The sequence below is a fragment of the Trinickia sp. EG282A genome, from assembly GCF_040965455.1.
GTDB lineage: Bacteria > Pseudomonadota > Gammaproteobacteria > Burkholderiales > Burkholderiaceae > Trinickia > Trinickia symbiotica.
On record NZ_JBFRCC010000005.1, the window covers coordinates 339,973 to 352,856 of the forward strand.

A 12,884-nucleotide genomic window follows, 5' to 3' on the forward strand; every position below is an offset into this window, starting at 1 on the left:
CCCTTTATAGAGAGCGGATCATGTCACCAATCGATATGCTGCGAAGACTTTCTCTCTTGATGCTATTGAGCGTGCTGGCCGGTGGTGCCGATGCGGCCACGCTTCAATCGGTTGCGCCTGTCCAACTGCCGCATCGCGGCGGCGGGGTCGATGGCCCGTACTTCCCGCGAACGCGGGCGACGGCGGCGATGCCGACGACGGGCAACGATCTGGCCCAACAGGCGCAGCAGCGGCTCGACGCACGCCTTGGCGCTAACACGGTGCTCAGCAACGGCGCCGCGATAACCAAGACGCAAGCCCAAGCGAATGGGCTCGGCTATATCGCCAAGCACTTCGATCAGATCGACACGACGCATAGCGGGCGCGTCACGATGAGCGACGTCAGGCAGTACCTGCAGCAGCGTCAACGGCAATAAAGGCACGTCGACGCCCGATTACGGAAGCGTCATGCTGCCCGCACGCGGATTCGCGCGCGGGCGTTTTTTTTGCGCTGCCTGAGGAAAGGGGGAACAATGAGACAATGACCGGCGCGCAAGCGCGCCGCCCGGCCGTTAGCCGGTATCGATAACGACGCTCACTAGATGGGGATCGCAATGCGTCTTTTGCTCGCTTTGGTTTTGCCGTGGTTCCAGTTTTTCACGATCGGCCGTCCGTTCGCTGGAATCATCTGTCTCCTTCTCCAACTCACGGTTATCGGATGGGTGCCCGCCGCTATCTGGTCCGTTTATGCGTTGAGCCAGTACAAGACGGATAAGAAAATCGAGCGAGCGTTGGGAAGCCGCGGCATCTGATCACGCGATCCGCGCCACGAACTTCCGATCGATGTTGTCGATCCACGCACATCCGATCAACGCGAGATCCACGTCGATCTCCCGCCGCAGCAGTCGCAGCGCATGCCGGACGCCAGCCTCGCCGCCGACCGCGAGCCCATACATCGCGGGCCGGCCGACGAGAACAAACCGTGCACCCAGTGCGAGCGCTTTCAGCACGTCGGTGCCGCGGCGCACCCCGCCATCGAGAATGACGGCCATGTCGCCCGCAACCGCGGCGATCTCGGGCAGCGCATCAAGCGTGGCGAGCGCACCGTCGAGTTGCCGGCCGCCATGGTTCGACACGATCACCCCATCGGCGCCGGCCTCTTTCGCGCGCCGTGCATCACCCGGATGAAGGATGCCTTTGATCAGCAGCTTGCCCTTCCACTGCGTCCGTATCCAGTCGATATCGCCCCAGTTAAGCGCCGCACGTCCGCTGCGGTGGTCGCCGGTGGCGCCAGTGACGATAGGCCCGCCGCGCGTTGCGGTGAAATTCTCGAAGTGCGGGATCCCCCGCGTGGCCAGTGTCCGCGCGAAAGTGGACCACATCCAGCGCGGCCTGGCGAGCCCGCCGAGCACGAGCCGAGTGCTCAAGCGCAGCGGCACGCTGAAGCCGTTGCGCAGCTCGTTTTCTCGTAGGGAAGCGAGCGGGACATCGACAGTCACCACCAGTACGGGGAAGCCCGCGGCTTCGACGCGCGCGAGTAGAGCGGCGATCGCGGCGCGATCGGCGCTCAAGTAGGCCTGATACCAGCTGCCGGGCGCGGCGTTCGAGATCGCTTCGAGCGGCACCGTCGACGCCGCGCTCAGCACGAACGGCACGCGCTCGCTGTGCGCGACACGGGCGAGTTGGAGGTCGCCGTCATGCGCGCACAGTCCGGCAAGCCCCATTGGCGCAATGCCGATCGGCGATGCATAGCGCGCGCCGAGCAGTTCGACCTCCTGCGAGCGCTCGGCAACGCCGGTCAACATCCGTGGCACGAGTGCCCAGCGAGCGAATGCGGCACGATTGCCCGCGAGCGCGCATTGGTCTTCGGCCGCGCCGCTCACGTAACCATAGATGCTGGCCGGCAACCTGCGGCGCGCACTGCGCTCGAGGTCGCCGATGGACAAATGACGCGCGAGTTTCATCGAGCGTTCGCCTCCGCTCCGGCATCGATGACTAAATTTGGCGTAAGGACGTGGGGTTCGGTGCGCAAGACGAGCACAGACGCTGTCCGCGCAGCGCGTGCGCGCTCGAAGGCCGAAGGAAAATCTTCAGTGCGCTCGACTTGCTCGGCATAGGCGCCATACGCGCGCGCGAGCGCGACGAAGTCGGGGCTTTTGAGCTCAGTGCCGATCACGCGCCCCGGGTAGTGGCGGTGTTGATGCATGCGGATGCTGCCGTACATGCCGTTGTCGACGACGATCACGATGACGCGAGCGCCGTATTGCACCGCCGTCGCGAGTTCTTGACCCGTCATCAGGAAGCAACCGTCGCCCGCGAAGCAGACCGCCGGCCGCGTCGGTTCGTGCAATGCTGCCGCGATCGCGGCGGGCAATCCGTAGCCCATCGCCCCGCTCGTCGGGGCAAGCTGCGTGCGCCAGCCGCGATAACGAAAGAAGCGTTGCACCCACAACGTATAGTTGCCGGCGCCATTGCTGACGATCGCGTTCTCAGGCAGGGCCTCGTCGATATGCGCGACGATCGCCGCAAGATCGATCGCGCCCTTGCTCGCGGGCGGCGTTCGCCGAGCTTCGTAGTCGGCGTGCGCGGCGCGAGTCCATTCGCTCCACCTCGAGTGGGCGGGCGTGGGCAATCGTGACAGCGCTTGCGCGAACTCGGCCATGCCGGCATTGATCGCGAGATGCGGACGGTAGACCCGCCCGAGTTCAGCGGCGTCGCGATGGACATGGACGAGCTTTGTCGCGGGCACCGGAACGGAAAACAGTTCGTATCCGCGCGTGCTCGTCTCGCCGAGGCGCGGTCCGATCGCAACAACGAGATCCGCTGCGCGCAGTCGTTCGGCGAGGGCCGGATCCATACCGAGCCCGGCTTCGCCCGCATAGTGCGGGTCGCGATTGTCAAAGAGGTCCTGCCGCCGGAACGCGCAAACCACGGGCAAATCGAAGCGCGTGACGAAGGCCTGCAAGTCGGCGCACGCGGCGGGAGTCCATGCGCCGCCGCCGAGCAGGACTACCGGCCGCTGCGCCTCGTCGAGCAGCATGCGCAGTTCGTCGATCCGCGCACTGGCCGGCTCCATGACGATCGACTGAGAGGGCAGCAGCGGCGGCACCTTCTCAGCGGGAACGAGCTCGACGAGCATATCCTCGGGCAGCGCGATGACGACCGGGCCAGGTCGTCCCGACGTCGCCACATGGAATGCGCGGCTCACGATCTCGGGAATGCGCGCGGCGGACTCGATCTGCGTGACCCACTTCGCGACGTGGCCGTACATCTGACGGTAATCGATCTCCTGCCAGGCTTCTCGCTCGAGCGCATCGCGCGACACTTGACCGACGAAAACGATCATCGGCGTCGAGTCCTGCCGTGCCGTGTGTACGCCGATGCACGCGTTCGATGCGCCGGGGCCGCGCGTGACGAAGCAGATGCCCGGCCGATTCGTGAGCTTGCCGTGCGCTTCCGCCATATTCGACGCGCCGCTCTCATGCCGGCAGACGATGAGGCGAATCTCATCGCGCACGTCGTAGAGCGCATCGAGTACCGCGAGAAAGCTCTCGCCCGGCACCGTGAAGATCGTATCGGTTTGTTGTGCGCGCAACGAATCGACGAGCAGACGCGCGCCTGTGAGAAATTCGGTTTCAAGGGTCATCGTTGGTCTTCCGCTTCTCTTTCGATGTCGAGGTTGCCCCGTGTTTCGGGCACGATCAAGGCGCCGACCAGAAACAGCGCCGAAATGCCGAAGAGGAACCATGACAGAGTCGCGGGCAACCGCTGCACGTCGCGCGCGAACAGCGAGACGACCGTCGGCATCATGCCGCCGATGGCGAAGCCGATATTCCAGGAGAGACCCGTGCCACTCGCGCGAATCGCCGTGGGAAAGCGCTCGTTGAGGAAGATCAGTAGCGGAGCGTAGGTCGCGCCGCCGAGAATCGCGAGCAGCAGCGCATAGGCGCCGAGCACGGGCACACTCGTCGTTCGCGTCATCAGCAGATAGAGCACCGGCAGCAGGGCGAGGCGCAGCATCCCCGCGCCGATGAAGACGGTCTTGCGGCCCAAACGCTCGGAGAGTGCGCCGATCGCGACGGCGGCGATCATGGAAAGCAGTCCGGTCGTCATCAGGATCGTCGACGTTGCGCTGTTCGGCAAGTGCTTGATGACCTTGAAAAACGTCGGCATATAGCCGGAACAGAGGTAGTAGCCCGCGCCGCTCGTGCCGGTCAGAATCACGTTGACGAGCATGACGCGGCGATGCGGCGGGGAAACCAGGACGCGCAGCGGCGACTTCTGCGCCACGCCTGCCGCGCGTCGCGCGGCGCGCTGCGCCTGTTGCGCTTTCCAGAACGGGGACTCTTCCAGCTTCGTGAATAGGAGTGCACCGATCAGCGAGGTCAGCAGTCCGGCGAAAAACATCGTGCGCCAGCCCCAAACCTCGAACTGCGGCCCGGGAAACAGTTCGGACGCGACATAGAAAACGAACGAGGCGATGAGCCCGCCGATACCCGCGCCGCCGCCGCCGATCAAGCCCGAGACCGCGCCGCGCCAATGCCGCGGCACCGACTCCGTGCCGATCGTGTGGGAAGACGCCACCACGCCGCCGACGAACACGCCCTGCACGAGTCGCAGCAGCACGAAGATGACGGGCGCGGCGATGCCTACCTGGTGGACCGTCGGCAACGTGCCGAACACCGCGGTGCTGACGCCCACGCCGAGCACGGCAATCTTCATCGCACGCTTGCGGCCGTGGCGGTCCGCATAAGACCCGAAAAGAGCCGAACCGAGCGGGCGCATCAGCAGCGTCACGGCGAACGATGCATAGACGCCGGCCAGCGAGAGCGTCGGATGTTCCGAAGGAAAAAAGAGCTTGCCGACTACGGGCGCCACATAGAGGAGCACGAAGAGATCGAAGAGATCCAGTGCCCAGCCGAAACAGGAAGAGGCCGCGGCAATGACGATGCTGCGATTGCTCTGTGTCGTGGTGCTGCTAACGCCGCCAACGGTCGTATTCATTTCCTTGTGCTCCGTGAAGGGTCTCCAACGCTTTTTTCATACGGGGAAGGCAAGGCGATCGTCTCCCGCAATCAGGCGGCGCCGGCAGCCCTGCTCGCGTGCGGGCGACGGTTGGCGCGGGCCGCTTGCACGCACTCAACACTCGAGCTCGTCCGATCCGCCGTTCCTGAACGAGTCGGCAAGGCCGCTCCATCGCTGCGGGATCTCGCCATGCTCGACGTCGAAGAGATCGAGGATGCGCCCGACCGTGTGGTCGACGACGTCCTCGATCGTTTTCGGATGCGCGTAGAAGGCGGGTACCGGCGGCATAGCGATGGCACCCATTTCGGTTGCGAGCGTCAGGTTGCGAAGATGCGCGAGATTGAGCGGCGTTTCACGAACGACGAGCACGAGGCGCCGCCGCTCCTTGAGCGTCACATCGGCCGCGCGCGTGAGCAGATTGTCGGCGAAGCCATGCGCGACCGCGGCGAGCGTCTTCATCGAGCAGGGAGCGATCACCATGCCGGCGGTGACGAACGATCCGCTCGCGATCGACGCGCCGATGTCGCGCACGTTGTGTACGACATCGGCAAGACGGTCGAGATCGGCGCGGCCGACGCCGAGTTCCTGGGCGGCCGTCACGGCGCCCGACGGCGAAACCACGAGATGCGTCTCGTGCGTGCCCAGGCGCCGCAGCGCCGCGAGCAAGCGCACGCCGATCATCGCACCGCTGGCGCCGGTGATGCCGACGACGAGGCGCGGCCTAGCCATTGGCACGGCTCATGTACGTGCCGAACGCGGCGTTGTCGGGCGCGACGAGCGCCGCGAGGTCCGCGGTCTCGAAGCCTGGAATGCGCACGCGCGTGAAGACGTGTCCGGAATAAACCAACGGGCGCGTCGCGTCGAGGCCCATCTTCGCGCTGATGCCCTGCATGTGCGGCGGCGCATCGTCGGGCAGGCCGACCGTCGTCGAAGGATCGAGCACGGACCCTTGCGCGCCCTCGATGACGACGAGATCGCGATCGGCCTGGAAGCGCGTGGCGATCGCCCATTCGACTTCGGCCGGATCATGGACGTCGACATCGGTATCGACGACGACCACCTGCTTGATGTCGTAGTGCGCGCCGAATGCGCAGAGGATCACGTTCTTGGCTTCCCCTTCGCGCTTCTTGTCGAGCTGGACCCAGAGGTGATAGCGGCAGACGCCGCCGACGGACAACTCCACGTCCTTCACGTTCGGGTGGCTGCGTTGGAGATGACCGAGCAACGTCGCTTCGCGCGGAATCGCGCCGAGCAGCAAATGCTCCATCTCGGCGGGCACGATCGTGTGATAGATCGGATGGCGACGATGCGTGAGCGCGCGGACTTCAATGACTTCGCGCGCCTCACGCGCGCTGTAGTACTTCGGAAACTCGCCGAACGGTCCTTCCATTTCACGCGCGCCCGGCAGGATGCGCCCCTCGATGACGATCTCCGCATTGGCCGGCACACGCACTTCGCTCGTCTTGCATTTGACGACGGGCAGGGGCTCGCCGTGCAGCGCGCCAGCGATTTCGAGCTCGTCATGATCGATCGGCGTGATGGCTTGCGAGGCAAGCAGCGTGAGCGGATCGACGCCGATCGCGATGGCGACGTCCAGCGGTTCGCCATTGGCTTCTGCCGCGCTGTAAAACTCGTGGAGATGCCGCGGCAGCATCAGGATCCCCATTCGGTCGGGGCCGTGGACCTGGATGCGATTGATCGAGACGTTCTGGATACCGGTGCGCGGGTTGCGCGCGATGACGAGGCCCGCCGTAATGTACGGACCGTTGTCATGCTCGCTGTGCGTCGGTATCGGCAGCAGCGCGTAGAGATCGATGCCCGCGGTGTGCACGATTTGTTGGCACGCGGCTTCGTCCGCGTCGACTTCGCGCCATGGCAACGGATGCGCGGCCGCATCGGAAAAGCGCCGCAGCAGGGCGTCTTCACTGACACCCATCGCCTCCGCGATCCACGCGCGGCGTGACATGAAGCCGCTGACCACGGCGATCGAATGGGAGCCGGGGCGCATGAAGCAGGCGGCCTGCCGCCCGTCGAGACGCTTCGCGACAGCGGCGAGCTCATGCTTCAGATCGACTGTGCGCTCGATGGTGGCGAGCCGACCTGTCCGGTCCAGATGCGTGAGCCAGTCACGCAGCGTACGTCCGGGCGCCGCGCCGCTTTCGCGGACTCTGGCGGTTGGGGGCGCCGTCAACTTTCGTGAATTCATTTAAGGGGGATCCTCTCTGGCCATGGCCGCCGATCGTCGTGAACGGCCGTCGCGCGGCAACTCAATCGGCATTTGACGCAGCATAGCGAGTCGGACCTATAACGGCTAATATTGTTTTCTGATCGATCAAATCAGTCAGCGTGATATCGGTGTTGTCACTGATGTCGGCGCACTGGCTCGTCGTAGACATGGATATGTATCGCGAGCATTGAATCGGTCGACGACGATTGATGACCGGGCGATCGTTCGATCAGCGACGATGATGATGAAGGCGGCGATTTCCGCCCACGACGAAACGACATGGACCTCAAGCAAATCCAATACTTCATTGCGCTCTTCGAGGATGGCTCGGTCACGCGCGCCGCCAAGCGGCTCAACATCGTTCAGCCCGCGCTCAGCATGCAGATCGCCAAGCTCGAGGACGAGCTCCACCAGACATTGTTCGAGCGCGGAGCGCATGGCATGACGCCGACTGCCGCGGGCCGGCTCATGTATCGACTGTTTCTGCCGATCATGCGCGACCTTCAGCACGCGCGCATGCAACTGATGCAGCGCGACGAGATCGTGACGGGGCATGTATCGCTGGGACTCATCGCATCCGTCACCGAGACGGTGTTGGCGGATGCACTCTCGCGGTTTCACGCGCAGTATCCGCACGTCGAAGTGACGGTTGTGGACGGCTATAGCGCGACGTTCATCGATCTCGTCACCGGCGGCCAACTCGACGCCGCGCTGATCAACCGACCACGTGCGCGTCTGTCGCTCGACTCCGAGCCGCTTCTCGACGAAGAAATGGTGCTCGCAACCGGCGTCGCCGCCGGCCCGACGCTGCCTTCGGTGATCGAGTTCGGTCAGCTGCAGGACCTCGATCTCGTGCTGCCCACGAAGCGTCACGGATTGCGCGGCGTGCTCGATGCGGCGGCGCAAGCCGCCGATGTGTTGCTCGCGCCGCGCTTCGAGATCGACGTCCTCAGCGCGATCGTGAAGCTCGTCGAGACCACGCGCTTTGCGACGATCCTGCCGCGCATCGTCGTCGAGCGATCGGTTCAGCGAGGCACGATGCGGGCCCATCCGATTCTCGCGCCGCGCATCGTGCGCCACATCGTGCGCATCAGTCATCCGCGGCGCCCGCCCGGTGCGGCGACGGATGCACTGATCGCGATCATCGCCGACGAACTGCGCCAGGTATCGGGCACGGATACCCGCTAACACATCGCGGCTTCGTGCTCGGCCGTCTGAAACACGGCGACGGCGGCGATCAACTGTTGCGTCTGATCGGCCATGAGGCTGGCGGCGGCCGACGCCTGCTCCACGAGCGCCGCATTCTGCTGCGTCACCTCGTCGATCTGCGCGATCGCGCGATTGACCTGCTCGATCCCTGTGCTCTGTTCCGTCGAGGCCGCGGCGATCTCGCCGATGATCCTTCTGACGCGCTCGATCGCTTCGACGATCTCGCGCATCGCACTGCCCGCTTGCTCCACGAGTGCCGAGCCGTCCTGAACGCGCGTGGTGGACTCGACGATGAGCTCCTTGATTTCCTTCGCCGCGGCAGCGCTGCGCTGGGCGAGCGTGCGCACTTCGCCGGCGACGACGGCGAATCCGCGGCCTTGCTCGCCGGCGCGCGCGGCTTCGACGGCCGCGTTCAATGCAAGGATGTTCGTCTGAAACGCGATCCCGTCAATGACGCCGATGATGTCGCCGATCTTGCTCGAGCTCGACGAAATCCCTTGCATCGTATCGATGACACGGTCGACGACGTCGCCGCCTCGCGCCGCGATCTCGGACGCGTTCGTCGCGAGGCCGTTCGCGTGTCCCGCGCTTTCCGCATTCTGTTTGACCGTGGCGGTCAGTTGCTCGATCGATGCCGCCGTTTGCTCGAGCGACGCAGCCTGTTCTTCCGTGCGCGCCGAAAGATCGGTATTGCCCGCGGCGATCTGCTGCGCGGCGGTCGTGAGATTTTCGGCGCTGCCGCGTATGCGGCCGACGATCGACGACAGATTGCGCTGCATGCGAGCCATGGCGGCGAGCAGGCTGCGATCGTCCGCCGCGCGCGCGGCGACGGAAGCCGTCAAGTCGCCATCGGCGACACGGCTCGCAATCTGAGCGGCGTAGTCCGGCTCGCCGCCCAACTGACGCCGGATGCCGCGCGTGATGCGGGTGGTCACCAGCGTGACGGCCCCGCCGATGGTGAGCATGAGCACGAGCGCGCGCAGCAGGATGCCGCGAAACATCGCGTCGATATCGTCGCTATAGACGCCGGTGATCAGGTTCCAGTCCCACGGTTCGAACCGGCGAACGTAGCTCAGTTTCGGCGTCGGCTTTCCCGTTTCGGGCTTCACGTAGACGTAGTTGACGAAGCCTCCGCCCTTCGATGCCACATCGATGATCTCGCGGATGTAGAGCTTGCCCGTGCCGTCCCGCGCGTCGAGCGTCACTTTGCCAATCTGTGAGGGCACGGCCGGATGCATGAGCACGATCCCCTCGGAGTTGTCGACGAGGACGTAGCCGTTGCTGCCGTATCTCATCTCCTTGATGCGTGCCAACGCTTCGCGCTTGGCCTGCTCGAGCGGCAGCGTTCCGTTCTGGGCTTGCTGATAGTAGGCATTGGCGACGTTGGTGGCGATGTCGATTACGCCCTTCAGCGAGGCTTCCCGCTCAGCGATCATCAGCGAGCGGGCTTTGAAGGCGTCGAATACACCAAGCGACAACAGGCCCAGCCAGACGGCGATGGTCACGATGCAGAGGCGCTGACTCAGCGATAGTTTTGTCATCTGTCGATACGGCGGCGTGCGCATGCGCGCCATGGTGGTTGCAATCACCGATCATCTACGGCGCGCGGGGGCGATAACTTTATGCAGGGAGGGGCGTCATCAGCGTAAATTATTCGTCTTATCAATAACGCTGATCGAATTGTCGCTTCTCGAGCGTGGATCGGCTCGTCCGCGCCCAAAGAAGTCTCACTGTTCCGCCAAGACGAATAGTCAAGAATCAAATAGGAATCGGCTTGTGCCGGCCATGTCGGCTGTCCTATCCTGACGCGTTGGCGACCGGAGGGTTAGCATATGGACCGCATTCAGGCAATGGAGGTTTTTACCCGCGTGGTGGACGCGAACAGCTTCACGCGGGCCGCTGAGACGCTCAGCATGCCGCGGGCGACGGTGACGACGACGATCCAGAACCTCGAGGCGTTGCTGGGCGTGCGACTGATGCACCGGACGACGCGGCGGCTCTCGCTGACGCCCGACGGCGCCGCGTACTACGAGCACTGCATGAAGATTCTCTCGGAGATCGCGGAAGCCGACGCCAGCTTCCAGCAGGGCAACCGCAAGCCGAGCGGTTCGCTCAGGGTGCACATGCCGGGCGCCATCGGGCGCCGGCTCGTAATTCCGGCGCTCTCGATCTTTCATCAGCGCTATCCGGATATCACGCTCGATCTGGGGCTGTCGGATCGGCCCGTCGATCCGATCGAGGAAGGGGTCGACTGCATGATTCGGGTCGGGCCGCTCGAGGACTCGTCTCTCGTCGCCCGCCGGATCGGCACGTTGAAGCGCGTTACCTGCGCATCGCCCGAGTATCTGAAGCGATACGGCGAGCCGAGGACGATTGCCGACCTCGAGGGTCATCGCGCCGTGAATTTTCGGATGAGCCATGACGGCCGTCCCCATCCGTGGGTATTCATGATCGACCGGAAGCCTGTCGAAGTAAGGGTGAAGGGCGCCCTCATGGTCAATGATTCCGACGCCTACGTCACTTGCGGCGTGGAGGGCTTCGGGTTGATTCAGCCGACGCTCTTCATGGTGTTGCCGCATCTGCTCGACGGATCGCTGCAAGAGGTGTTGCCGGATTTCAATCCGAAGCCGAAGCCCATTTCGATCGTCTATCCGCACAACCGCCATTTGTCCGCGAAAGTCCGCGTGTTCGCCGAATGGGTCGCCGAGCTGTTCGAGTCGACGCCGGCGCTCGAAGGCGGCGATGACTGGCGCGGCGGCTCGCCGAGCGGCGCACGTGCCGCCAGCGGCAAGAAGCGCCCAGAGGAAAGCGGCCATGTAGCAGCCTGACGTATGCCCCGTTGACGCTTTTCGGCGGACGGCTTCGACCTGCCGACGGGCTCACCGCGCCCGGCTGGCGCAAAAAGTGCGAGCAGCTTCTACAGTGATCTCGACGCGTTGCGCCTGCCGCCGGCACGGACGCCGTTGGGGGGACGCCATCATGAAGGTATCGCTCGATAGCCCGCTTCTTACCGATCTGTACGAATTGACGATGCTGCAGGCGTACTTCGACGGCGGCATGAACGACTCGGCGAGCTTCGAGTTATTCGTCCGATCGTTGCCGCCTCAGCGCAACTTCCTGATGGCGGCGGGGCTCGAGCAGGTGCTCGACTACCTCGAGAAGCTGCGGTTCACTGAAGACGACCTCACGCTGCTTGCTCGAACCGGCCGGTTCAAGCCGGGGTTCCTCCGTTCGCTCGGGTCACTGCACTTCACGGGGGACGTCGATGCGATCCGTGAAGGGACCGTCTTCTTTCCGGACGAGCCCGTCTTGCGGATCACGGCCCCCATGCGCGAGGCCCAGCTCGTCGAAAGCCGCGTGATGAACCTGATTCACTATCAGACGGTCGTGGCGAGCAAAGCCGCGCGCATCGTGCTCGCGGCGCCCGATGCGCAGCTCATCGACTTTGGGCTGCGCCGCGCGCACGGCTCGGAGGCCGCGCTGCTTTCCGCGCGCGCGAGCTATCTCGCGGGCTTCACGGGAACGGCGACGCTTGCCGCCGGCGTGCGCTTCGGAATATCGGTCCACGGCACGATGGCGCACTCGTATGTGCAGGCACACGTGAACGAAACCCAGGCCTTCGAGGACTTCGCTCATTCTCAGCCGGCCAATACCACGTTGCTGATCGACACGTACGATACCGAAGCGGCCGCGCGCAAAATAGTCGACCTCGCTCGGCGCGTCGCGCGATACGGCATCGCGATCAAGGCGGTCCGGATCGACAGCGGCGATCTGGGCGAGCATGCGCGCCGCGTGCGGCGCATCCTCGACGAGGGTGGATTGCCGTACGTCACGATATTCGCGAGCGGCAATCTGGACGAATACCGTTTGCGCGACCTCGTCGCGGCCCATGCTCCGATCGACGGCTTCGGCGTGGGCACGCGCATGAATACCTCCGCCGATGCGCCTTACCTGGACTTTGCCTACAAGCTCGTCGAATATGCGCACCAGCCGCGGCGCAAGCGCTCCGAGGGCAAGGCGACCTGGCCGGCGCGCAAGGCCGTCTTTCGGCAGGTGGACCGGCACGGTGTGATGACTCGCGATTGCCTCGCGCTCGCGGACGAAAGGCGAGACGGCATTGCACTGCTGGAGCCGGTCATGGTGGCGGGCGCGCGCCGCAAAGGCCTGCCGAACCTCGCGGCCAGCCGCGACCACGCGCGCCGCCAATTGAAGGCGCTGCCACCCGCGTTGCAAAGCCTGGAGCCTGCCGATCCGTATCCCGTTGCGGTATCCGATGCGTTGAAGCACCTGGCGCAGCGTTTAGATGCTGGCGCTCCCGCATCAACGAAAAACCAGGAATAAACCGTCGTGTCGTCCGGTACCTCCGGCGTGGCGTTCCTGCATCGAGCACGAGCGCCATTCGCAACCGGCGCGCACCGCATTGAGCGATCCGTGCCGGGCCTCG

Annotated in this window: 11 protein-coding genes; 5 read left to right on the forward strand and 6 right to left on the reverse strand. The window is 64.7% G+C overall.

The window, feature by feature from the left end; genetic code table 11:
* Positions 1-20 precede the first annotated feature (20 nt).
* A complete protein-coding gene (locus tag AB4Y31_RS24470) occupies positions 21-416 on the forward strand; it encodes a 2-oxoglutarate dehydrogenase (RefSeq protein WP_368676240.1) in 396 nt (131 codons plus the stop codon).
* 177 nt (positions 417-593) lie between these two features.
* A complete protein-coding gene (locus AB4Y31_RS24475; protein WP_368676586.1) occupies positions 594-791 on the forward strand; it encodes a YqaE/Pmp3 family membrane protein in 198 nt (65 codons plus the stop codon).
* Here AB4Y31_RS24475 and AB4Y31_RS24480 read toward each other — a convergent pair whose 3' ends face one another.
* From AB4Y31_RS24480 to AB4Y31_RS24500, 5 genes are all read right to left on the reverse strand, one after another.
* On the reverse strand, positions 792-1,943 hold the full coding sequence (locus AB4Y31_RS24480; RefSeq protein ID WP_368676241.1) for an alpha-hydroxy acid oxidase: 1,152 nt from the start codon (positions 1,941-1,943) through the stop codon (positions 792-794).
* Positions 1,940-3,625: a thiamine pyrophosphate-binding protein gene (locus AB4Y31_RS24485; RefSeq protein ID WP_368676242.1), complete on the reverse strand. Its 1,686-nt coding sequence runs from the start codon at positions 3,623-3,625 to the stop codon at positions 1,940-1,942. The genes AB4Y31_RS24480 and AB4Y31_RS24485 overlap by 4 nt, the downstream gene beginning before the upstream one ends.
* Positions 3,622-4,983, reverse strand: coding sequence for an MFS transporter (locus AB4Y31_RS24490; RefSeq protein WP_368676243.1), 1,362 nt, complete (start codon positions 4,981-4,983; stop codon positions 3,622-3,624). The genes AB4Y31_RS24485 and AB4Y31_RS24490 overlap by 4 nt, the downstream gene beginning before the upstream one ends.
* Before the next feature lie 135 nt (positions 4,984-5,118).
* The gene (locus AB4Y31_RS24495; protein WP_368676244.1) at positions 5,119-5,733 is read right to left on the reverse strand and encodes a UbiX family flavin prenyltransferase; all 615 of its coding nucleotides are present in this window, start codon (positions 5,731-5,733) and stop codon (positions 5,119-5,121) included.
* Positions 5,726-7,210, reverse strand: coding sequence for a UbiD family decarboxylase (locus AB4Y31_RS24500; RefSeq protein WP_368676245.1), 1,485 nt, complete (start codon positions 7,208-7,210; stop codon positions 5,726-5,728). The genes AB4Y31_RS24495 and AB4Y31_RS24500 overlap by 8 nt, the downstream gene beginning before the upstream one ends.
* A 300-nt stretch (positions 7,211-7,510) precedes the next feature.
* Between AB4Y31_RS24500 and AB4Y31_RS24505 the strand changes: the two genes are divergently transcribed.
* Positions 7,511-8,419, forward strand: coding sequence for a LysR family transcriptional regulator (locus tag AB4Y31_RS24505; RefSeq protein ID WP_368676246.1), 909 nt, complete (start codon positions 7,511-7,513; stop codon positions 8,417-8,419).
* Here AB4Y31_RS24505 and AB4Y31_RS24510 read toward each other — a convergent pair.
* Positions 8,416-9,981: a methyl-accepting chemotaxis protein gene (locus tag AB4Y31_RS24510; RefSeq protein ID WP_368676247.1), complete on the reverse strand. Its 1,566-nt coding sequence runs from the start codon at positions 9,979-9,981 to the stop codon at positions 8,416-8,418. The genes AB4Y31_RS24505 and AB4Y31_RS24510 overlap by 4 nt on opposite strands.
* Positions 9,982-10,272: 291 nt before the next feature.
* Here AB4Y31_RS24510 and AB4Y31_RS24515 point away from each other — a divergent pair, with 291 nt between their 5' ends.
* Positions 10,273-11,268 carry a LysR family transcriptional regulator gene (locus AB4Y31_RS24515; protein WP_368676248.1) on the forward strand — a complete coding sequence of 332 codons (996 nt, stop codon included), beginning with the start codon at positions 10,273-10,275 and terminating at the stop codon, positions 11,266-11,268.
* Between the two features lie 151 nt (positions 11,269-11,419).
* Positions 11,420-12,781 carry a nicotinate phosphoribosyltransferase gene (locus AB4Y31_RS24520; RefSeq protein WP_368676249.1) on the forward strand — a complete coding sequence of 454 codons (1,362 nt, stop codon included), beginning with the start codon at positions 11,420-11,422 and terminating at the stop codon, positions 12,779-12,781.
* Positions 12,782-12,884 lie beyond the last annotated feature (103 nt).

Excerpts from the sequence above, each read along its gene's own strand:
- AB4Y31_RS24495 (WP_368676244.1), bottom strand. The coding sequence starts at position 5,733 with ATGGCTAGGCCGCGCCTCGTCGTCGGCATCACCGGCGCCAGCGGTGCG.
- AB4Y31_RS24475 (WP_368676586.1), top strand. The coding sequence starts at position 594 with ATGCGTCTTTTGCTCGCTTTGGTTTTGCCGTGGTTCCAGTTTTTCACG.
- AB4Y31_RS24505 (WP_368676246.1), top strand. The coding sequence starts at position 7,511 with ATGGACCTCAAGCAAATCCAATACTTCATTGCGCTCTTCGAGGATGGC.
- AB4Y31_RS24480 (WP_368676241.1), bottom strand. The coding sequence starts at position 1,943 with ATGAAACTCGCGCGTCATTTGTCCATCGGCGACCTCGAGCGCAGTGCG.
- AB4Y31_RS24490 (WP_368676243.1), bottom strand. The coding sequence starts at position 4,983 with ATGAATACGACCGTTGGCGGCGTTAGCAGCACCACGACACAGAGCAAT.
- AB4Y31_RS24485 (WP_368676242.1), bottom strand. The coding sequence starts at position 3,625 with ATGACCCTTGAAACCGAATTTCTCACAGGCGCGCGTCTGCTCGTCGAT.
- AB4Y31_RS24515 (WP_368676248.1), top strand. The coding sequence starts at position 10,273 with ATGGACCGCATTCAGGCAATGGAGGTTTTTACCCGCGTGGTGGACGCG.
- AB4Y31_RS24510 (WP_368676247.1), bottom strand. The coding sequence starts at position 9,981 with ATGACAAAACTATCGCTGAGTCAGCGCCTCTGCATCGTGACCATCGCC.
- AB4Y31_RS24470 (WP_368676240.1), top strand. The coding sequence starts at position 21 with ATGTCACCAATCGATATGCTGCGAAGACTTTCTCTCTTGATGCTATTG.
- AB4Y31_RS24520 (WP_368676249.1), top strand. The coding sequence starts at position 11,420 with ATGAAGGTATCGCTCGATAGCCCGCTTCTTACCGATCTGTACGAATTG.
- AB4Y31_RS24500 (WP_368676245.1), bottom strand. The coding sequence starts at position 7,210 with ATGAATTCACGAAAGTTGACGGCGCCCCCAACCGCCAGAGTCCGCGAA.